Annotated in this window: 22 protein-coding genes; 3 read left to right on the top strand and 19 right to left on the bottom strand. The window is 60.5% G+C overall.

Going from position 1 to position 19,132, the window contains the following annotated elements:
• Nucleotide 1: 1 nt before the first annotated feature.
• The gene (locus RBB49_RS25715; RefSeq protein WP_306145805.1) at nt 2-1,156 is read right to left on the bottom strand and encodes a Gfo/Idh/MocA family protein; all 1,155 of its coding nucleotides are present in this window, start codon (nt 1,154-1,156) and stop codon (nt 2-4) included.
• Nucleotides 1,157-1,167: 11 nt separating this feature from the next.
• Nucleotides 1,168-1,896, bottom strand: coding sequence for an SDR family NAD(P)-dependent oxidoreductase (locus tag RBB49_RS25710; protein WP_306145804.1), 729 nt, complete (start codon nt 1,894-1,896; stop codon nt 1,168-1,170).
• A gap of 198 nt (nt 1,897-2,094) precedes the next feature.
• Here RBB49_RS25710 and RBB49_RS25705 point away from each other — a divergent pair, with 198 nt between their 5' ends.
• On the top strand, nt 2,095-3,123 hold the full coding sequence (locus tag RBB49_RS25705) for a LacI family DNA-binding transcriptional regulator (protein WP_306145803.1): 1,029 nt from the start codon (nt 2,095-2,097) through the stop codon (nt 3,121-3,123).
• Nucleotides 3,124-3,129: 6 nt separating this feature from the next.
• Here the strand turns inward: RBB49_RS25705 and RBB49_RS25700 are convergent, their stop codons facing one another.
• Together RBB49_RS25700 and RBB49_RS25695 are read right to left on the bottom strand one after the other, a co-directional pair.
• The gene (locus tag RBB49_RS25700) at nt 3,130-3,909 is read right to left on the bottom strand and encodes an oxidoreductase (protein ID WP_306145802.1); all 780 of its coding nucleotides are present in this window, start codon (nt 3,907-3,909) and stop codon (nt 3,130-3,132) included.
• 204 nt (nt 3,910-4,113) lie between these two features.
• A complete protein-coding gene (locus RBB49_RS25695) occupies nt 4,114-5,034 on the bottom strand; it encodes a LysR family transcriptional regulator (RefSeq protein WP_306145801.1) in 921 nt (306 codons plus the stop codon).
• A gap of 173 nt (nt 5,035-5,207) precedes the next feature.
• Here RBB49_RS25695 and RBB49_RS25690 point away from each other — a divergent pair, with 173 nt between their 5' ends.
• Complete coding sequence (locus tag RBB49_RS25690) at nt 5,208-5,330, top strand: hypothetical protein (protein WP_306145800.1); 123 nt, start codon at nt 5,208-5,210, stop codon at nt 5,328-5,330.
• Here the strand turns inward: RBB49_RS25690 and RBB49_RS25685 are convergent.
• The 11 genes from RBB49_RS25685 to RBB49_RS25635 form a co-directional block, all read right to left on the bottom strand.
• On the bottom strand, nt 5,327-5,980 hold the full coding sequence (locus RBB49_RS25685) for an aspartate/glutamate racemase family protein (RefSeq protein ID WP_306145798.1): 654 nt from the start codon (nt 5,978-5,980) through the stop codon (nt 5,327-5,329). The two genes, RBB49_RS25690 and RBB49_RS25685, sit on opposite strands and share 4 nt — an antisense overlap.
• Before the next feature lie 12 nt (nt 5,981-5,992).
• Nucleotides 5,993-7,456 (bottom strand): dihydropyrimidinase, encoded by a 1,464-nt coding sequence (gene hydA / locus RBB49_RS25680; RefSeq protein ID WP_306145797.1) that lies wholly within the window; start codon nt 7,454-7,456, stop codon nt 5,993-5,995.
• Nucleotides 7,457-7,473: 17 nt separating this feature from the next.
• Nucleotides 7,474-8,259 (bottom strand): SDR family oxidoreductase, encoded by a 786-nt coding sequence (locus tag RBB49_RS25675; RefSeq protein WP_306145795.1) that lies wholly within the window; start codon nt 8,257-8,259, stop codon nt 7,474-7,476.
• Entirely contained in the window at nt 8,249-9,187 is a 939-nt protein-coding gene (locus RBB49_RS25670; protein WP_306145794.1) for a dihydrodipicolinate synthase family protein, read from the bottom strand. The genes RBB49_RS25675 and RBB49_RS25670 overlap by 11 nt, the downstream gene beginning before the upstream one ends.
• Complete coding sequence (locus RBB49_RS25665; protein ID WP_306145793.1) at nt 9,184-9,837, bottom strand: flavin reductase family protein; 654 nt, start codon at nt 9,835-9,837, stop codon at nt 9,184-9,186. The genes RBB49_RS25670 and RBB49_RS25665 overlap by 4 nt, the downstream gene beginning before the upstream one ends.
• A gap of 4 nt (nt 9,838-9,841) precedes the next feature.
• Nucleotides 9,842-10,771: an N-carbamoyl-D-amino-acid hydrolase gene (locus RBB49_RS25660; protein ID WP_306145792.1), complete on the bottom strand. Its 930-nt coding sequence runs from the start codon at nt 10,769-10,771 to the stop codon at nt 9,842-9,844.
• A gap of 15 nt (nt 10,772-10,786) precedes the next feature.
• Nucleotides 10,787-11,452: an amino acid ABC transporter permease gene (locus RBB49_RS25655; RefSeq protein ID WP_306145791.1), complete on the bottom strand. Its 666-nt coding sequence runs from the start codon at nt 11,450-11,452 to the stop codon at nt 10,787-10,789.
• Entirely contained in the window at nt 11,452-12,135 is a 684-nt protein-coding gene (locus RBB49_RS25650) for an amino acid ABC transporter permease (protein WP_306145789.1), read from the bottom strand. The genes RBB49_RS25655 and RBB49_RS25650 overlap by 1 nt, the downstream gene beginning before the upstream one ends.
• Nucleotides 12,136-12,194: 59 nt before the next feature.
• A complete protein-coding gene (locus RBB49_RS25645) occupies nt 12,195-12,938 on the bottom strand; it encodes an amino acid ABC transporter ATP-binding protein (protein WP_306145788.1) in 744 nt (247 codons plus the stop codon).
• A 72-nt stretch (nt 12,939-13,010) separates the two neighbouring features.
• Complete coding sequence (locus tag RBB49_RS25640; protein WP_306145787.1) at nt 13,011-13,850, bottom strand: transporter substrate-binding domain-containing protein; 840 nt, start codon at nt 13,848-13,850, stop codon at nt 13,011-13,013.
• 592 nt (nt 13,851-14,442) lie between these two features.
• Complete coding sequence (locus RBB49_RS25635) at nt 14,443-14,730, bottom strand: DUF1330 domain-containing protein (protein WP_306145786.1); 288 nt, start codon at nt 14,728-14,730, stop codon at nt 14,443-14,445.
• 122 nt (nt 14,731-14,852) lie between these two features.
• On the opposite strand from RBB49_RS25635, the gene RBB49_RS25630 reads away from it, so the two are divergent.
• Entirely contained in the window at nt 14,853-15,713 is an 861-nt protein-coding gene (locus RBB49_RS25630; protein WP_306145785.1) for a LysR substrate-binding domain-containing protein, read from the top strand.
• A gap of 6 nt (nt 15,714-15,719) precedes the next feature.
• Here the strand turns inward: RBB49_RS25630 and RBB49_RS25625 are convergent, their stop codons facing one another.
• Genes RBB49_RS25625 through RBB49_RS25610 form a run of 4 tightly spaced genes read right to left on the bottom strand, consistent with a single transcriptional unit; the run spans nt 15,720 to nt 19,129 of the window.
• The gene (locus tag RBB49_RS25625) at nt 15,720-16,700 is read right to left on the bottom strand and encodes a D-2-hydroxyacid dehydrogenase family protein (protein WP_306145784.1); all 981 of its coding nucleotides are present in this window, start codon (nt 16,698-16,700) and stop codon (nt 15,720-15,722) included.
• Nucleotides 16,697-16,930 carry a hypothetical protein gene (locus RBB49_RS25620; RefSeq protein WP_306145783.1) on the bottom strand — a complete coding sequence of 78 codons (234 nt, stop codon included), beginning with the start codon at nt 16,928-16,930 and terminating at the stop codon, nt 16,697-16,699. Before RBB49_RS25620 ends, RBB49_RS25625 begins: the two co-directional genes overlap by 4 nt.
• 49 nt (nt 16,931-16,979) lie before the next feature.
• On the bottom strand, nt 16,980-18,071 hold the full coding sequence (locus RBB49_RS25615; RefSeq protein ID WP_306145781.1) for a 4-oxalomesaconate tautomerase: 1,092 nt from the start codon (nt 18,069-18,071) through the stop codon (nt 16,980-16,982).
• Entirely contained in the window at nt 18,068-19,129 is a 1,062-nt protein-coding gene (locus RBB49_RS25610) for an isocitrate/isopropylmalate dehydrogenase family protein (RefSeq protein WP_306145780.1), read from the bottom strand. Before RBB49_RS25610 ends, RBB49_RS25615 begins: the two co-directional genes overlap by 4 nt.
• Between the last annotated feature and the right edge of the window lie 3 nt (nt 19,130-19,132).

Raw genomic sequence — 19,132 nt, 5'->3', positions numbered from 1 at the left:
CTCAAATCTCGTCCAGATCCACCCAGCGTCCCTGCCGCGCCGATTTCAATACAGCGTCGCAGAAGCGCATCTCGTAGTGACCGTCGTCGAACGTTGCCCAGGTGCTCTGAGCTGTCCGGCTGCCGGCCGCAATGTCGGAATAGACCGCGCGAAAAAACGCAAAGAAGCTGTCGGCGAACCCCTCGACATGGCCCGGTGGCAGCGAGGCTGCGCGGGTTCCGGTCTCGTTCATCAGGGTGAAGTCGCGCATGAGGGTCTGATTGGGGGCATCCCTGTGCCCGACGAAGAGGTGATCCGGCGTCTCGCTGTCCCAGGCGGCACTGGCCGTGCTCCCGGCAATGTCCCAGTGCAGCGAATTCTTGCGGCCGATATTGATCTGCGAGGTGGTCAGCACACCCCGGGCACCATTGCCGTAGCGCATGATGATGGCAGAAGCGTCGTCGGTATCGATCGAAACGGCGCGGGTCGCGCCCTCTGCGCTTGAAAACGTTTCGACCGGACCTGCGGGGCGCTGCCGCTCGGGCAGGAACGTCATCAGGTCGGCAAACACCGCGCTTGCCTTCATTCCGGTGATGAAGCTCGTCAGATCCACCCAATGCGTGCCGATGTCGCCGACGGACCTCAGCGCACCACCGACTTCGGATTGCAGGCGCCAGTTCCAGTCGGTCGCCTTGGCGAGCCAGTCCTGGTGATAGTGCCCGGTCACGAAACGAATGTCGCCGAGATCGCCGGCGCCGACCATAGCGTGTGCCTGCTGGTTCAGCGGATAGAACCTGATATTGTAGCAGACGGCGCAGATCTTTCCCGATGCCCTGGCGAGTTCGGCCATTTCCGCCGATTGTTCGCTTGTCATGGCCAGCGGTTTTTCACAAATGACGTGTTTTCCCGCGGAGATGATGGCCTTGACCTGCGGGTGATGCAGCTGGTTCGGGGACGTCACGTGGACAACGTCAACGCTCCGGTCCGACAACAGCTCTTCCAGGGAGGCGTAGCCTTTTTCAACGCCGATATCGGCTGCGCGGGCGGTGCTGCGTGCGGGCGAGGACCCGAGCACGCCGGCAACACTGACACCGAGGCGGCGCAACGCCTGCACGTGGACGGTGCCGATAAATCCGGTGCCGATGACCGCCGCGGTGATTTTGGAAATCTCAGTCAAGGCGTGTCTCCTCAAACAACGGAATAGCCTCCATCCACGGGAACACATGTCCCGGTCATGAATGCCGCGGCGTCCGACGCCAGGAACAGCGTCAGGCCGGCAATGTCGTCCGGCTGCCCCCATCGCCTCAGCGGTGTGCGCGTTTCGACGGCTTCGGTGAAAGCCGGATCCTGCCGGGCGCGTGCGGATTGTTCTGTCACGATGAAGCCGGGGGCGATCGCGTTCACGCGAATGCCGTCGGGAGCCCATGCAATCGCCAGCGACTTGGTCAACTGTTCGATGCCGGCCTTTGAAGACCCGTAGGCCGGATTGCGGGGCGAGCCGAACCGGGCATACATGGACGCAATGTTGATGACGCTGCCGCGGCGCCTCGACAGGGCGTCATGCAGGGCCTTGGCGCAGCGCAGTGAGCCGACGAGGTTCACGTCGAGCACATGCTGGAAGAAGTCGATTGCCATCTCCTCGCCCCGCCGGGTGATCGCGGCGCAATTGACCAGCACATCTATCTCGCTCCGCTCACCGGCAAAACGCTCGACGGCGGACGTGTCCGTGACGTCGAGCTGGGTATAGGGGAAACGGACAGCATCCTCCGGCAGGCATGCGGGCTCCGCACCGGTGATCTCAACATCGGCGCCTGCGTCCTGAAACGCGCGGGCAATTGACGCGCCAATTCCGCCTCGGCTCGCTCCGATCACGATGACGCGGGTTCCGGAGAAGTCGAAATGCGCCGCCGCGTTCATGAGATCCTCGCATCGTTCGTCTTCGACCGCGAAGGAACCATCACATCCTCCTCAAGTGCAAAAAAGCGCCTTGAAATCGATTTCATACGGACGAAAAATACCCCATAGAGCCCTTTTCTAATCATGAAATCGATTTCATAATCGACAAAACAGAAGATTAGTGTCAACCAAAAAAATGATGGATGGCGAAAAGAGAGCATGATTCAGAAGCCTGCAACGATACAGGACATTGCCCGGGTTGCCGGGGTTTCCCCAACGACAGTCAGCCGGGTTCTGACCAACCCCGCCCTGGTCAGCGAGCGCACCAGGGAAGCCGTTCGCCATGCCATTCAAAGCACGGGTTACCGGGTCAACCAGGCAGCGCGAAATCTGCGGCTGCAGCGGGCAAATGCCGTTCTTGTTCTCGTGCCGAACCTCGGTAAACCGTTTTATTCCGGGATTCTGGCCGGTATCAGCGAAGGGTTCGCAGAAACAGACTTTTCCGTTTTGATCACCGACACGGAAACCAACCCGTTTCACGATTCGACGCTTGCTGAGAACTTTCTTGATGGCAGGATCGACGGCGCGGTGGTGCTTGATGGACGGCTCTCTGCCTCGGCATTGGATGCGTGCACCGATGTGGGCGCGGGAGAGAGAATCGTATTTTTGTGCGAGTGGATTGCCGGTCAGGATTTTCCCGTGATCACGAGCGACAATGCCGAAGGTGCGCGGCTGGCGATCCGGCATCTGCACGCGCTCGGCCATCGCAAGATCGCGCATGTGACCGGCCCCGACGGCAATGTTCTGACAACGGCGCGCCGCGAGGCGATGCTGGCGGAACGCGACCGGCTCGACCTTCCCGCACCCGCGGACTGGATCATCAGAGGCGATTTCTCGGTGGAATCCGGCTATGCCGCCGCGGCCCGCATTGTCGCGATGGACAATCGCCCCACAGCCGTCTTCTGTTCGGCGGACATGGTCGCCTTCGGTCTGATCGCTGGCTTGACGGAGGAAGGCTTGCGGATTCCGGAAGACATCTCCGTTGTCGGTTTCGATGACATCGAGATGTCCGGATACTCCGTGCCCGCCTTGACCACGATCCGGCAGGACCGTCAGCAGATGGGGCTGCGTGCCGCAAAGGTCCTGCTTGACAGGCTTGGTCAGAAAGACAGGGACGAGACGGCTGAAACGCCGGTTCCGGTGGAGTTGATCGTGCGCGCAAGCACCGCGCCGCCCCCAGGCGCATGATCGGCGTCACGCAGGTGCACCGACCACGGATTGCTCGAAATCGAGATTGACGCCTGTCATCGGCGCGGAGGCCGGCGAGAGAAGATAGAGCGCCAGGTTGGCGGTCTCTTCCGCGTTGAGAAGCCGGCCCAGGGGACGCGTCGGCGCTACCCTTTCGGCCCAGTCCTCGCCGCCGCCCAGAACATTCGCCTGCATGTTGTGTTCGGCCTCGGTCAGGACCCAGCCCAGATTGATGCCGTTCACGCGGATACCGTCGGCGATGTGGGCGTTGGCCGCGTTCTTGGTCAGGGTCTGCAATGCACCCTTTGAGGCGGAATAGATCGCAAGGTCAGGCGCGCCGCAATGCGCGTTCATCGACTGGATATTGACGATTGTGCCGCTTTGCGCGCGCGACCGCATGTCCCGGATCGCCTGTTGCATCAACAGGAACGGCGCGCGGGTGTTGATGGCGAAGACGTCATCGAAGGTCTGTGGCGTTCCGTCCAGGAAGCCGGCGCGGGTCGTGATGCCTGCAGCATTGACCAGCCCGTCGATGCCGCCGAAGCCTGTCCGTGCCCGCTCGGCGATCATTGCGGCGGCTTCAGGGTTGGCGAGGTTCGCCGTAACGCAGATCAATTCGGTCCGGTCCGGCAGGATGGCGGAAAGGGCGGCCAGACCGTCGTTGTCGATATCTGTGGCAACAAGTTTCCGCGCACCCCGCCTTGCCGCTTCCACGGCAATCGCGCGTCCGATACCGCTTGCTGCCCCGGTTACGACAAGGGTCATGTTTTCAAGTGTCTGCGTCATGCCGCTGTCCGCCCCTTTGTTGAATCCAACAAGGGAATGATCCCCGCTGCGGTACGAGTCAAGCGCCTGGTAAACCGTGTCTGCCGCGTTCGACCCGGGCAGATGTGTGCGCTGATCACGATTTCCACCGCATCGCGTTGACCGAATATGAAGGGCTTTGTGTCCGCTTTCACCGCGTCAGATCGGGCATGCAGGACATGCGTTTTACATCAGGTCGGACGGGGTCTTGCGGGCGAGTTCCCGCTTGACGTTCTCGATGAAATCGATCGCGATCCGCGGCATGTTTGCGCCGCGCCGGACGGCGACACTGGCGACGATTTTCGTCTCGGGCACGAACGGCCGCGTCACGATATTGAGATTGCTGGCAAAGAGAGCCGAATAGGGATCGACGACCGCCGCACCGATACCCTGCGCGGCCAGGATACACGCCGTGTGGCAGTATCGGGCTTCCACCTTGGCGTCGAAGGGAGCGCCGGTTTCCTCAAAGGCATGGCGGATCGTGGTGCCGATATGGCTCTCCAGGCCGATCAGGCGGCTGCCTGCAAGGTCCTGAGGACTGACAACCGGAAGCGATTCGAGCGGGTGCCCGTTCGGCAGCACGCAGACCATGTTCTGCTCGGCCAGTTCGATGACATCAAGATCCAGGTGGGTTCTCAGACCAAGGACAAAGCCCATGTCGACAATGCCCATCTTGACGTTCTGCAGAACGGTTTCGAGCCGGCGCACGGAGTAGCGAACCGTTGCGTTGGGACGATCTTCCAGAAAGGCAGACAGAATGCTCGGCAAGGCCCCGTGGCCGAGCGGGGGTGTCGTCGACAGCCTGAGCCGTCCGGATTTGGCGGCACGCAGTTCGCGCGCTTCCGTCTCGATATTGCGCAGGATCGAAAACAGCGGTTCGACTTCGGCAAGAAACAACCGTGCATCCTCCGTCGGCTGCAACTTGCGTCCGGTTCGCTCGAACAGGGGAAAACCGAGCTGTTTTTCCAGGGTACTGATGCCGTTGGACACCGCCGGCTGGGAGATACCGAGATCTTCGGCCGCACCGACCGTCGTCTGGCAGCGCATCAGCGCTTCGAAGATCTCCAGCAACCGGAGGCTCAGGTCATTCTTCCGGGTAATCTTCAAGCGCTGCTCCGGGCATGTTCTCGGGTCTAGGTGATGGCCTCATAAAAGAGGCAGGAATGGTTTGAGACGGCTTGCGTCTCATCAAGGCGCGGAAGCGCAGGAAATGTGCTTCATTTTCAAGCCTTTCGCAACGCGGAGGAGAAGCAAGCCGGTCAAATCCGAAGGAGATGGAAATGGCTTCACCCCGCGGCGTCAGCGTGCTTGACCGGGCAGAAAGCCCGCTTCGCACACCCTTCCTGACGGGATTTCGCCATTTCGCATGCCATTTCAGTCTCATTTATGAGTCCATCACCTAGGGTGTCAGAAGCACTGTTCCCAGCGCCTGTCCGACTGCTGCCTGAGTGGGGTCGGTCACCGGCAATCCTACGGCCTTTTCAAGCTTTTGGCGATGCCGGGCCATTCCGGCGCAGCCAAGAACGAGCGTATCCGCGAAGTCCATGTCCTTGAGCTCGGTCGCCACCTCAAGGACACGTCCGAACGCCTCGTCCTGCTCCGCTGCTTCAACGGAAAGATGCAGGGGCCTTTCCGCGGCAAGGCGGCTTTCCACACCCATCCTGCGCACATAGGGGAGATGGCGGGCGATCGATCTGGGGCTGAGCGCGATCACGCCGGCCCGCTCTCCTTTCTGGAGCGCCGTGAAAAGACCGCTTTCCTGAATGCCGAACACCGGCTTTGAAACGGCTTCTCGGCAGGTTGCCAGGCCCGGGTCGGAGTAGCAGGCGATAACGAAGGCATCCGCGTCCTGCCGGCTGAGCATGAGATCGCGCAAGGGCAGGATCACGCTGTCGACATCCTGCTGCGTTTCGACCCCGAATGGGCCGCTTTCCAGGGTGACACACTCGATCAGCGGACCTCCCGCGACGCGCAGCGGCTCAACAGCCTCCGAGAAGCCTTCGGTGACCGCGGGATTGGAATTCGGATTCACGACCAGGATTTTTTTCTGCATGTCGAAACGGACCTAGAAAAGGTGAGCGCCAAAATTCGTTTCCGGCACCATTTCGGATGCGCGGGACGGAACAAAGCCGGTGCCGTCAAATGGCCGGCGCTTGATGAATTGACCGGCGCCGCGCTCCGCTTTCAGCTCCCCGCCGTCGACGATCACATTGCCACGGTTGAGGACGGTGACAGGCCAGCCGGTCAGTTCCATGCCCTCGAACGGCGTGTAGTCCATATTGTCGTGCATGCCGGCGGCGGTGACGCGGGTTGTCTTTTCCGGATCCCAGATCGCGATATCCGCATCCAGGCCGATGGCGATGGAGCCCTTGCGGTCCTGCATTCCGAAAAGCCGCGCGGCGTTGCTGGATGTCAGGGCAACGAAGGCATTCAGCGACAGGCGGCCCTTTGCAACGCCTTCGGAGAAGAGCAGCGGCGCCCGCATCTCGATCCCGGGCAGTCCGTTGGCAATCTTGTTGAAGGGCGGATTGCTGCCGCTCGACAGCTTGCCGGTTTCATCGAAGCGGTAGGGGGCGTGGTCCGAGGAATAGAGCTGCAGCGTGCCGGCATTGAGGTGACGCCACAGGATATCCTGCGTGGCCTTGTCCCTGAGCGGCGGCGAGCAGCAGAATTTCGCCCCTTCCGCCCCGGGTCTGTCGAGGTCGTCGGCGGTGAGGAACATGTATTGAGGGCAGGTTTCTCCGAAAATCATGTGGCCGCTCATGCGCGCATCCGCAATGGCGCGGGCTCCTGCATCGGTGGAAACATGCACGAAAAGAAGCGGCGCTTCGACGAAGGAAGCCAGTGCGATACCTCTTTGAATGGCCTCGGCTTCCGATGCTGCCGGGTGGCTGACCGCATGAAATTTCGGTGCGTCGTAACCACGTGCAATCAAACGCTGCACCATCCACTTGATGAGCGCATTGTTTTCAGCGTGGACCATCGTCAGCGCGCCGTTTTCCCTGGCGGTGACCAGAATGTCGAGCATCGCCTCGTCGGAAACGATCAGCTTGTCGTAGGTCATGAAGACCTTGAACGACGTGATGCCGCGATCGAACGCCATCGGCAGTTCTTCGTTGAGGACGGTTTCTGTCGGGTCGGAAACGATCAGGTGGTAGGAATAATCGAGAACGGATTTCGGCGCTGCCCGGTCGTCATAGGTCCGGATGACATCGGCGATTGTCTGGCCGCGATGCTGGGCGGCAAACGGAACGATGGTTGAATTGCCGCCGAAAGCTGCCGAAACACTGCCGGAATAGTAGTCGTCCGATGTCATGGCCCCGGTGGCCGATTCCTGCTCGATATGGCAATGAGTCTCGATACCGCCCGGCAGAACCAGCTTGCCGGTCGCATCGATTGTCCTCGCGGCCCCTTCCAGTCCAAGACCGAGCGCTGCGATCCTGCCGTCCCTGATGCCGATATCGGCCCTGAACGTGTCGGTCGCGGTCGCCACTGTTCCGCCCTTGATGATGAGGTCGTAGTCAGCCATGGGTTCTGATCTCCTCGTCAGACGGATTTGATAAGACCGCCATCGCAGCGCACGACGCTGCCGGTCACGTAGCTTGCCCGGGCCGAACACAGGAAGGCGGCCACGTCGGCGAATTCCTCCACGGCACCGTAGCGGCCGGCTGGAATTGTCGCTCTCGATGCGGTCCGGATTTCGTCCAGGGATTTGCCCTGGCGCTCGGCAGCCTTGCTGTCCAGCTCGTCAACCCGGGCGGTGTGAATTCGACCCGGGACGAGGACGTTGGAGGTGATACCGTCCTTGGCGGCCTCGCTGGCAAGCGACTTCGACCAGCCGATAAGAGCGGAGCGAAGCGTGTTCGACATGGCAAGGTTCGGAATCGGCTGGACCACGCCGGACGACGCGACCGTCAGGACACGTCCCCACCTGTTTGCGGCCATGCCGGGCAGGCACAGGTTGGTCACTTCGATCAGGCGCGTGACCATCGTGTCGAATTGCGCGCGCCACAAATCGGCTGAATGCGCGGTGGTGGGGCCAGGAGGCGGCCCGCCGGTATTGTTCACCAGAATGTCCACGCGCCCGAGTTTGGCGCACGCGGCTTGATAAAGAGCGTCTGCCGCCGTCTCAGTAGACAGATCGCAAACAACATAGTCGGCCTTGCATCCATCCTGGAAGAGTTGCGCCGCGACCTCTTTCAGCTTGTCTTCAGAGCGTCCGGACAGGCAGACATGCGCGCCTTCCCGGGCCAGCGTCGTTGCGATGCCAAGGCCAAGTCCCTGGCTGGATGCCAGCACGAGCGCGCCCTTGTTGTTCAGTTCAAGATCCATGAGGCATGTCCTTCAAGCGAGTGTCGAGCCGGGCGAGAAGTCTGTCCAGATCCTGCAGGTCTTCCGCCGTCAGTTTGGGGCCGGGCCGCCGCGTTGCGGCCGAGGAAATGGCGCCGCGGCGCTTCAGGATTTCCTTGCGGATTGCCAGTCCAGCACCGGGCTGCTGTTCAAGGCGTATCAGCGGCAAATAGGCATCGAAGAGATCACTTGCCTCATCCACCTTGCCAGCCTTGCAGAGATTGACCACCCCGACCAGCATCTCAGGAAACGCGAAGCCTGTCATGGCTCCATCCGCACCGCGCAGCATTTCTTCGGGGAGAAACAGTCCACCGTTGCCGCACAGGATCGAAACCCGGCGGGCCCCGGTTTCAGAGGCGGCAGCCCGGACGGCGGTCAGCTTGTTCAGGCCAGGCCAGTCTTCGTGTTTCAGCATGACCAGCTGTTCGAAGTCCTGGACAAGCCGGTTGAACAGGGCCGCCGATATGGAGACGCCCGTGCTCAGCGGAAAGTCCTGGTAGCAGACCGGAACATCCGGACCGAGCGCGTCAAAAACCTGCGAGAAATAGCCGTAGTGCTTGTCTTCGGTTGCCAGGCCCCGCATCGGCGCGACCATCACCCCTGCAGCGCCCCGGTCCATCGCCGCATGCGACAGTTGCGCCAGATTGTCTATGCCGGGACTGGAGACCCCGACAATGACGGGCACGCGTCCGGCAACCCGCTCAAGCATATGGGACAGAAAGGCGGTCGAGTCTTCCCCTGAAAGCTTTGGCGCTTCTCCCATCATGCCGAGGATGGTCATGCCGGTCACGCCCTTGTCGAGATAAAACTCAACGAGCCGGTCGGCACTGTCATAGTCGATGGCCCCGGTGTCCGTGAAGGGGGTGGCCGAAATGATGAAGACGCCACTGGCGTCCACGGTCAGCTTCATGTTTGTCTCCTCCGATCTTTACGGTCCGCAGGCGGCGTGCTGCCGGTTTGCGGAACGGTGATATGAAAACGGTCTTGCGTTTCGCAATATTCAGTGCCGTGCAACCGTCCGACCGGCACGTAGGCGGACGTATCGACACGCATGTCCGCCGTGTCGATCAGGCCGGACCGGGCATGCAGCGCGAGTATCTCGGCAATGCACAGATGCCGGACCGGCGTGATCTGGCGCATCTCGAACAGGCGGCATTCAAACCTGATGGGTGCTTCTTCGATACCCGGCGGCGCGATCATCCGGGAGCGCGCTGATGACAGCCCCGCGAAATCGAGTTCGCTCTGGTCGGGGCCGAGATCCGCAGCGCAGGCCGCCATTTCGGATACCATTTGCCGGTCGACAAGGTTGATCACCAATTCGCCGCTCTCGATGATGTTCCGGGTCGTGTCCTTGATGGCGCCGGTGTCGCGGCGCGACTCCAGGCCCAGGACAGCGAGCGCAGGGTCTTCCGAAAAGACATTGAAGAAGCTGAACGGGGCAGCGTTGACGATGCCCTCGGTTGAAATCGTACTGACGAGCGCGATCGGGCGCGGCACAACCGTGGCCGTCAAGAGTTTGTAGCGCTGCTGCGGCAGCAGGGCCGAAAAATCGAGAAACATCAGATTATACCGGCGGCAGTTCGGCACCGGTCCTTTGCGTGATCAAGCCGTAGTGCTCGATGCGCCGGTGCCGGGCGAAATCGAAGATCGTCTCCTTGCCGAAGTTGCAAAGGTCGAGATCGCAGGCGTGCACAAGCATCTCGTCGTCCTCGGTTGTGCTTTCCGCAACGATTTTGCCGTTGGGGTCGACGATCAGACTGCCGCCGATCAGGGGATGCCCGTCTTCGACACCGGCCTTGGCAACTGCAATCACCCAGGTGGCGTTCTGGTAGGCGCCTGCCTGAACGCTCAGGCGGTGATGGAACAGTCGGTCTTCCGGACCTTCTGCCGACATCTGCGAATTGACCGCAGGTGTATTGAATCCGAGCATCACCATTTCGACGCCCTGGAGACCCATGACCCGGTAGGTTTCCGGCCAGCGGCGGTCGTTGCAGATGCACATTCCAAGGATACCGTCCTGGCTCCGCCAGACGGGAAATCCGAGGTCGCCCGGTTCGAAATAGCGCTTTTCCAGATGCTGAAAGGCGCGGTCGGTATCGAATTCCGAATGGCCGGGAAGATGGACTTTCCGGTATTTTCCAACGATATCCCCTTGAGGCGATACCAGTACGGACGTGTTGAAATGGTGCCCGTCTGGTGTTTTTTCCGCATATCCCAGATACATGCCGATGCCGTAGGCCCTGGCGCGGTCAAACAGCGGGCGCGTCTCCGCCGAGGGCATTTCCGTCTCGAACCAGCTGTCGACCTCCGCCTGGTCTTCCATGTACCAGCGCGGAAAAAATGTTGTCAGGGCAAGTTCGGGGAAGACGGCCAGTGTCGCCCCTGCATCCTTTGCCCTGTCCAGAAGGGCAATCATCCGCTCGACTACGTCCTTGCGTGTCTCGGCTTTCTGGATCGGACCCATCTGCAGAGCGGCAGTTACGATCTCACGCATGAATTGATCTCCTGATCATGTCGACAGCTTGCGCTCCAGGCGGCTGGCCAGACGAACGGCCGGCCAGAGGAGCACGAGGTAGAAACACGCTGCCATGACGATTGGCGAAGCGTTGTAGGTAACGGAACGGGCCATGTCGGCAGAATAGAGCAGTTCGGCAAAGGCGACGACGCTCGCAAGCGATGTCAGTTTCACGACCTCGATCGTATTGCTGACAAGGTCGGGCAGGACGTTTCTGACCGCCTGCGGCAGGATCACGTAGACCATCGACTGAAAGCCGGTGAGACCTGTCGATCTGGCGGCCTCGTCCTGGCCTGTGCCGATGGATTCGATGCCGGCCCGGTAGATCTCGCCGTAATAGGCGGAGTTGTTCAAAAGGAAGGACAGGCACACGGCCGTGAACGGGCTGAGGCGGATGCCGGCAAAGGGCAGCCCGGCCGAAATCATGATCAGCAGCGCCAGCGGCGGGATGGCTCTGAAGATGTCCACCAGGACGGCGACAGGCCATCTGATCCAGCGCTTTTCGGATGTGCTCGCCAGGGCAACGACAAGGCCGCCCAGAAGCCCGCTCGGTATCACCACAATGCAAAGCAGCAGGGTCATGCCAAAACCGCGCAGCATGATCGGCCAGGCCTGGATCATGATGTCGAGATTGAAGAACTGAAAAAGGATCTGCTCCATTAGTGCCGCCTCCAGGCATACGCTTTTTCCAGCCGCCGGCCTGCATAGACCACCGGAATGAAGAGAATGAGGTAGGCGATGGTCGCCATCATCAGGGGCGTCGCATTGGCTGCAAAGGACTGGGCCGTGGTGGCCTGGTTGAGAAGTTCGGGAACTCCGATCACCATGCCGAGTGCGGTGTTCTTGGTGATCGCGATCGTCCGGTTGGTCAGCGGTGCCACCGTCATCCGGACAGCCTGCGGGATCACGACGTAGATCAGCGTCTGGAAGCGGCCCAGCCCCGTCGACCTGGCCGCCTGCCACTGCCCCTCCGGCACGGAGAGAATGCCTGCCCAGAATATTTCCTCGGCAAAGGCGGCCAGGACCAGCGTCAGCACCATCCACAGGACCAGAAACCCGGAAAGGTTGATCCCGAGATTGGGCAGGCCGAAATAGAGAATGAGAATGAGAACGAGAGGCGGCAATGCCCGCAGCAGATCCACGAAGATGACGATCGGCAGATTGATGACCTTGAAGCCGTAGCTGCGCAGGATTGCGAGTGCCAGGCCGAGGGAAATGCCGCTGACAATGACCAGGATCGCAATCTGGCAGGTGACAAAGAGGCCGCTCACGATATCGGGCCAGTATTGCTGCATGACCTCCGGTTTGAAGAAGGTATCAATGAAGCGGTCGAAACGGGTCATTCAAAAGGGCTCTGGTGCGGTGAATTTGAAGGTCGCATCGTTGCTCCTGCGGCCTTCCCCTAGTGATAGGCTTCTTGCAGGAAAGTCCGTGTGCGCTCTGCAACCGGTTCGTCGAATATCTGCGCGGGAGGTCCGGCTTCCACGATCTGTCCCTCGGCCATGAAGACCACGTGATCGGAGGCGGCTTTTGCGAAACGCATTTCGTGGCTGACGACAACCATGGTCATGCCGTCGTCTTTCAGCTGCCGCATCACCTTCAGAACCTCGCCGACCAGCTCCGGATCAAGGGCGCTTGTCGGTTCGTCGAACAGCATGATCTTCGGTTCAAGCGCGAGCGAGCGGGCAATGGCAACCCTTTGCTGCTGGCCGCCGGAAAGCTGGTTCGGATAGTGCCCCGCCCGGTCGGACAGGCCCACGCGCTCAAGCTGCTTCAGGGCAATGGCTTCCGCTTCCGCGCGGCTTTTGCCAAGGACCTTGCGTAGCGCCAGCATGACATTGCCCTTCGCGCTCATATGCGGGTAGAGATTGAACGACTGGAACACCATCCCGATCCCGCGCCGGACGCGGTTCAGGTTGATGTATCGCTGGGTGATGTCTTCCCCGTCCACGTAGATTTTGCCCGAAGTCGGTGTTTCCAGGCGGTTGCAGCATCGCAAAAGGCTGCTCTTGCCCGACCCTGACGGCCCGATCAGGAACGTCATTTCCCCGGTGCCCGCCTCCAAGGTGATCCCTCGGAGAGCGTCGACGTCGCCATAGCGCAGGTGAAGATTGTCAATCGTGAGAATGGGCAGTCGTTGCGACACGCGGAAAATTCCTGAGAGAAGACCAGGGCCGGGCAGGCTTTGACGGCCCGCCCGGCTTGCTTTTTGAAAAGATCAGGAGCAGCTCAGCTCATGCGTTTCGGAAACATACCCCTCCAGGTCGGGGACACCGTACCCGGGATAGATCGTTACAGCGGCCGATCCTTCGGCCGGAGTGACGCCGAACCACTTTTCGGACAATTCGGCCAGCACGCCCTTCGACTTGAGGCATTCCAGCGCGCCTTCGACCTTCGCTCTCAGCTCCGGTTTGTCCTTGGGGAACGGGATGGCAAAGACCTTGCCGGTGGAATGAAGGTAGGAGAGCTTCAGCGCGGGGGTTTTCTTCACGGCCCAGGCACTCACCGTGTTGCCGGCGACATTCGCGAATGCGCGGCCTGATATTACTGCCTGAACGGCATCGCTGTTGGTTCCGTAGGATTCGACCACCCAGCCGACTTCATCGGTCAGGTCACGCGCCCACTTGTCATAGGCCGACCCCTTGTTGACGGCGATCGTCTTGCCTTTGAAGCCATCCAGGCTGTCGACGTCCTCAGCGTCGGCTTTGACGACGAACTGAAAGTCCGTGTTCAGGTAGCCTTCGCTGAACAGAATGCTTTTCGTGCGTTCCTCGGTAACGGTTGTCGGCGCAACGAGGAAATCGTAGGTGCCGGCCTGCATGCCGGGCAGGAGGCCCGACCACTGCGCAGCGGTGACGTTCATTTTCGCTCCGAGTTCCTTGCCGAGCGCTTCGGCGAGATCGACGTTGAAGCCTTCAACGCCGCCGTCAAGCTTTGGCATTGCGTGCGGGGCAAACGTACCGTCCAGCGCCACGTTGTAGACCTCTTCCGCTGCAGCCGGGGTCAGGACCAGGCAGGCGGTGATGGCAAGAGCCGTTCGAAAGCCTTTGAAATTCATGTAATTCTCCTTGCGATCATGCTGCTGCTATCGGGAGTGAAAAGCGGCATGCGGGAATCAGAACAATGACGGCGCGGGAGGGCGCTATCGGCGGTGTCGAGCGGATGCGCGATCAGAAATTAAGCATGCAAAATATTACGCCACATTCAATAATCGCGGCTATTATATAACCTATACATATATAATCTAAGATTATGTACTTGACTGTCCGGCAAGACGGGAGGCCGTTTCTCCCGCAACGTGAGTCCAGGGTTTGGAGACCGGTGATCTTGAGACCCGGTGACCATCTAAAAATATGAAGTTATTGAGATTTTTGACTTGACTCAATTGGTCCGCAACCCGCTGGTGTCCGTTTGAAAGAGCGGGGATTCACATGCATTATGCCGGTTTGCCGCGAACGGCGGGATCTGACGCGGCTAGCGCAAGATTTGGCGCCGATGCCCTGCATGATGGGCTGACGGTCTCATCAAAATACTCAGATTCCGGCCCGTTCGATCCCTTGTGGCCGGAAACAAAAGCCCGCCAAAAAACCTGGCGGGCTTTTTTCTGTCTGTACCGAAATCAGCGGCCGGCAACCGCGCGGGTGAGAACATCAGGTCCCCTCGATGATCAGGAAATCGGCGTCCGCATTCGCCATTCTGATCGCGCGCGCCGCCTGATACTCAGGCGAGTCGTAGCACGCGACCGCGGTTTGGAAATCCCTGAACTCCACGACGACGTTCCGATCACGGGACCTGCCTTCCGGGTCTCTGTATTGACCGCCCCTGACGAGAAAGCGTGCGCCGTATTTCTCAAATGCCTGTTTGGCCGCGGCAAGGTAGTCGGGATAATTCTCCGCGTTTTTGACCGAGACCCGCACGACCCAATATCCTTTTGACATGTGTTTCTCCTTCATTCGGTGCCTGGATGGCATTGCATGTTGACGAAGGGTCAGCTCATAACGCTTCCCTTGCATGAGAAAAAATGAATAATTGAGAAGAAAATATTCTCAGAGAGAGATTTATGGATCTGGGTGATCTCAAGATATTCGTCGCAGTCGTGCGCGAAGGCGGCATCACCAGAGCCGCCGAAAAACTTCACCGCGTGCAATCCAACGTCACGACCAGGGTTCGGCAGCTGGAAGACAAGCTGAACACCAAATTGTTCGACCGGCGCGGAAAACGTCTCGTGCTGACCCCTGCAGGGCGGACCCTGCTGGACTATGCGGACCGTTTGCTGTCGCTTGCCAGCGAGGCTGAGGCCGCCGTTCAAGGTGGCCAGCCGCGCGGTATTTTCCGCCTCGGATCCATGGAAAGCACGGCCGCCGTGCGTCTGCCCGGCCCGCTCTCCGACTATTCACAACGGTTCCCGGATGTCGTGCTGGAACTCAGGACCGGAAATCCGACACAACTCGCCAGCGCCCTACTGGCAGGAGAAATCGATGCCGCCCTCGTGGCGGAACCGGTCGCTGAAGCCAAGTTTAACTCAATGGTTGCCTTCGAGGAAGAGCCGGTCATTGTCACATCGCAGGACCATCCGCCAATCGGCGATGCAGGAAAGGTGCCCGGAACCATGATCGTGTTCGAACACGGCTGCCCGCACCGGCGCAGACTGGAAGAATGGTACGCGCTGCAAAACGAGATGCCCGAACGCACGATCGAGCTCGGTTCCTATCACGCGATGCTTGGCTGTGTGCTCACTGGCATGGGAGCCGCGCTCGTGCCCAGAAGCGTGATCGCAACCTTTCCCGAAAGCAGCCGCCTGCGGGTCAACGCGTTGCCGGACGGACAGAACCGGATCCGGACCCTGCTGATCTGGCCCAGGAACGTCCGCTCACGCAAGATCGACGGGCTGCGGCGCATTCTGCAGCAAGACGCCGCCTGACGCATCTCAGCTGTTGTCCCCGGTCCAGACTTCCGGATTGATCATGTTGATCGGCGCGTCGGCGGAATAGGCATTCACCTGGTCGAAGATATCGGAAAACTGAAGGTCGAATTCATCTTCGGTCACATAGCCGATATGCGGCGTCGGCAGCACATTCGGATGCGTGAGCAGCGGGTTGGCGGTATCGGTCAGCGGTTCCGTGTCGAATACGTCGACTGCAGCAAAGATCCTGTTTCGTGCGATTTCGGCTTCAAGCGCGCCGGGCACGATCAGGCCGGACCGGGACGTGTTGACCAGAAGGGATCTCGCTTGCATGGCGGTAAGGTCCTCCGCCGTGATGATGCCTCTGGTGTCCGGCTTCAGGCGCACATGCAGGCTGACGATATCAGACGTTCTGAAAAAAGCGTCCCGGCTGTCGGCCACCCGGACGCCGTCGGCCTCAGCCCGTGCGCGACCGGCTTCCGAGGACCACCATTGCACCTTCATGCCGATGGCATCGGCATAACCGGCGACTGCCTTGGCGATGCGGCCATAGCCGTAAAGTCCGAGCGTTCTGCCGCGCAGGCTCCGGCCAACACCCATTTGCCAGTTGCCGCGCCGGATCGAGGCCACCTGTTCGGGGATCTGCCGGAAGCTTGCAAGGATCAGCGTCAGCGTGAGTTCTGCAGCGGCATAACTGGGTGTGCCCGCATGCATGTTGGAACACAAAAGCACGCCGTTCCGGGTACAGGCATCGACATCGATATGCGGGTAGACGCTTCTCTGGGAAATCAGTTTCAGGCCCGGGAGCCTGTCAAGGAGATCTGCCGTGATTTTGGTGCGCTCCCGAAACAGAACCACCGCGTCCGCCGCTTCGAGACGGGACGCCAGAACGGCCGGGTCCTCGACATGGTCGGTCCAGACCGTCACATCGTGATTTTCAAGTTTGGCGTAACACGGCAGCGTGCGCAGCGTATCGAACCAGTCGTCCAGAATATGTACTTTCATCGGCTCTCAACACCGCTTCCTTCAACAAGTGTCCGGGGTGTCGGCACGAACACGTCCGTCTGCAAGGCATTGAGCGCCTTGGTGATTTGCGCACGCTTGGACAGGAGGTGGTTATACTGCGCATCGCAGCCCGAAACCGGTGTCGGATAGTCCCTGATCTCGTCCGCGATCAGTTGCCTTGCGCATTCAAGCGCAGCGCGTGCTTCATCGAGACTGTCTTCAAAGTGCATGCTGACCTCCCACCGTGCTGTGGTTCCACGTCTTGTCCGGCGCGATCGTTCAGGACCCGGACCAGACATGCCCCGGGATGAAAACATCGCCTGCCGCCAGTTTCCTGGCTGTTCGCATCAACCCGGCCGATATGACCTGGAACGTACTGTCTTCTTCCGCGAAGTCTATCACGACTTCCATGTTTCCCATCGGATGTTCCAGCTGCATTCTGGCAGGCGAAGACGGCGGCGATGGCAGAAGGCCCCCGGCCACGGTACCGGGTGCCAGAAGACAGGATGCCAGGCACTGGGACCCGGTAACCGCGAGGGTCGGGTGGCACTTCCAGGGCATGAAATACCGGACGGTCGCGGCGCCGCCGTTGCGCGGCGGTGCAAGCAGGCCGAGTTTCGGGATCACTGACTTGGTAACGTCGCCCAAGCCCATCCGTTCGCCGGCAATGAGACGCACGGCTTCCATTTTTTCAAACAGGGCCTTGTTCGCATCAAGTTCGGCGGCACTCTCATACCCGGTGATGCCGAAATCCTCTGCGCGTCCGATCACCATCGCCATGGCGACATCCATGCAGGATACCTCGACACCGTTGATTTCTTCCGTCCGGTGTCCGGTCGGGAACAGGCCGCTCGTGGCGCTGCCTTCGACATCCATGAACTGCAGCTGGATGGGTGCAGCAGTCCCAGGCACGCCGTCAATGGACGCCTTGCCGTCATAGCGCACCCGTTTGCCCGGTGTCTGGACGAGTGCGGCAACGCGCGTCCCCGTGTTCACCGCCCTGATCCGGACTTCGGTGACATCGCCGACTGGTTCGACAAGTCCCATTTCGATCGCGGCAGGCCCGACGCCGACAAGGATGTTGCCGCAGGACGGCTTGTAGTCGACAAGCTTCTCCTCGACGCTGACCTGCGCGAAGAAATAGTCCACATCCGCCCAGTCGTCGTCGGATTTCGACAGCATGGCGACCTTGGTCGTCACGGCGGTACCGCCACCGATGCCGTCGATGTTGAACGGATGACCCGCGCCGACAAGGGAAATCAGAACGTCCGACAGCCGATCACGGTCTTCCGGCAGATCGCTGCGCTTCATGTAAGGCCCGCGCGAAGACCCTCCGCGCATGAAGAGAAAGGGGATGGCTGTCTGCGTCATGCGTCGCTTTCCTCTATGAGTTTGACCAGCACGGAAGCAAAGGCTTGCGTGCCGAGCGGGCCTCCGAGATCTGCCGTTCGGGTCTCCGGCTGGGCCAGTGCGGTTTTGAGGGCGTTGTCGATTGCCGAAGCGGCCTTGGGTGCTCCAAGGTGGCGAAGCAGCATGGCGGCCGACCCGATCAGCGATGTCGGGTTGGCCCGGTCCTGTCCGGCAATGTCTGGTGCCGATCCGTGCTGGGCCTGGGCGGCGGCGTTCTGCGCGCCAAGGTTCAAGGAGGCTGCGAGCCCGAGCCCGCCTGCAAGCTCGGTCGCGAGATCCGAGAGGATGTCGCCGAACATGTTGGTCGTCACGATGACGTCGAAGCGGTCCGGATCGCGCACCAGAAGGGCGGCAGCCGCGTCGACCAGAACTTCCTCGTACTGGATATCCGGATGGTCCGCGGCAATTCGCCGGATCACATTCAGGAACAGGCCATCGCTTGTCCGCATGACATTGGCCTTGTGAGCCGCAGTGACCTTCTTCCGGGCGTTTCTGCTGGCGAATTCAAAAGCCGCTCGGCCGATCCGTTCGCTGCCGCGCTCGGTGATCAGCCGCATGGCCATCGCCACGCCGGGAACAGGCATGAACTCGCCGCTTCCGGCGTAAAGGTTCCGGTCGGCGTAAAAGCCTTCCAGATTTTCCCGGAAGATCACCAGGTCGACGTCGCGTCCGGTTGGTGTCGGCAGGCCGTCGAAACTCTGCGCGGGCCGGATGTTTGCGTAAAGGTCGAGTTCCTTGCGCAGGACACCGGACGGATTGAGGCCGCCGTCTTCACGCGGCGGATAGTCGTTGTGCGAGACCGGGCCGAGAATGACACCGTCGGCCGCCAGAGCTGCATCGATGACGTCTCGTTCGATCGTGCTTTTGCCTCTCTCGAGCGAAGCAAAACCGATGTCCCGGTCTGTGAAGTCAATCTGTTCGCCTGTCTCTCCGGTGGCTGCCGCAACAACATGTTTCGTGGCAGCCATGATCTCCGGGCCGATGCCGTCGCCGGCAAGACAGAGCAGCGAAATCGTCATGCC

This window comes from Roseibium sp. MMSF_3412, from assembly GCF_030733265.1.
Lineage (GTDB): Bacteria > Pseudomonadota > Alphaproteobacteria > Rhizobiales > Stappiaceae > Roseibium.
The sequence above is the reverse complement of the archived record's forward strand: the minus strand, read 5'-3'. Positions and strand labels throughout refer to the sequence as shown.

Bases quoted from the DNA above. Each gene is read 5' to 3' on its own strand.
- RBB49_RS25650 (WP_306145789.1), bottom strand. From the start codon at position 12,135: ATGACCCGTTTCGACCGCTTCATTGATACCTTCTTCAAACCGGAGGTC.
- RBB49_RS25640 (WP_306145787.1), bottom strand. From the start codon at position 13,850: ATGAATTTCAAAGGCTTTCGAACGGCTCTTGCCATCACCGCCTGCCTG.
- RBB49_RS25690 (WP_306145800.1), top strand. From the start codon at position 5,208: ATGGCTTCACCCCGCGGCGTCAGCGTGCTTGACCGGGCAGAAAGCCCG.
- RBB49_RS25705 (WP_306145803.1), top strand. From the start codon at position 2,095: ATGATTCAGAAGCCTGCAACGATACAGGACATTGCCCGGGTTGCCGGG.
- RBB49_RS25620 (WP_306145783.1), bottom strand. From the start codon at position 16,930: ATGCACTTTGAAGACAGTCTCGATGAAGCACGCGCTGCGCTTGAATGC.
- RBB49_RS25675 (WP_306145795.1), bottom strand. From the start codon at position 8,259: ATGGATCTTGAACTGAACAACAAGGGCGCGCTCGTGCTGGCATCCAGC.
- RBB49_RS25615 (WP_306145781.1), bottom strand. From the start codon at position 18,071: ATGACGCAGACAGCCATCCCCTTTCTCTTCATGCGCGGAGGGTCTTCG.
- RBB49_RS25710 (WP_306145804.1), bottom strand. From the start codon at position 1,896: ATGAACGCGGCGGCGCATTTCGACTTCTCCGGAACCCGCGTCATCGTG.
- RBB49_RS25660 (WP_306145792.1), bottom strand. From the start codon at position 10,771: ATGCGTGAGATCGTAACTGCCGCTCTGCAGATGGGTCCGATCCAGAAA.
- RBB49_RS25670 (WP_306145794.1), bottom strand. From the start codon at position 9,187: ATGAAGCTGACCGTGGACGCCAGTGGCGTCTTCATCATTTCGGCCACC.
- RBB49_RS25630 (WP_306145785.1), top strand. From the start codon at position 14,853: ATGGATCTGGGTGATCTCAAGATATTCGTCGCAGTCGTGCGCGAAGGC.
- RBB49_RS25665 (WP_306145793.1), bottom strand. From the start codon at position 9,837: ATGTTTCTCGATTTTTCGGCCCTGCTGCCGCAGCAGCGCTACAAACTC.
- RBB49_RS25610 (WP_306145780.1), bottom strand. From the start codon at position 19,129: ATGACGATTTCGCTGCTCTGTCTTGCCGGCGACGGCATCGGCCCGGAG.
- hydA (WP_306145797.1), bottom strand. From the start codon at position 7,456: ATGGCTGACTACGACCTCATCATCAAGGGCGGAACAGTGGCGACCGCG.
- RBB49_RS25635 (WP_306145786.1), bottom strand. From the start codon at position 14,730: ATGTCAAAAGGATATTGGGTCGTGCGGGTCTCGGTCAAAAACGCGGAG.
- RBB49_RS25625 (WP_306145784.1), bottom strand. From the start codon at position 16,700: ATGAAAGTACATATTCTGGACGACTGGTTCGATACGCTGCGCACGCTG.
- RBB49_RS25655 (WP_306145791.1), bottom strand. From the start codon at position 11,452: ATGGAGCAGATCCTTTTTCAGTTCTTCAATCTCGACATCATGATCCAG.
- RBB49_RS25700 (WP_306145802.1), bottom strand. From the start codon at position 3,909: ATGACGCAGACACTTGAAAACATGACCCTTGTCGTAACCGGGGCAGCA.
- RBB49_RS25685 (WP_306145798.1), bottom strand. From the start codon at position 5,980: ATGCAGAAAAAAATCCTGGTCGTGAATCCGAATTCCAATCCCGCGGTC.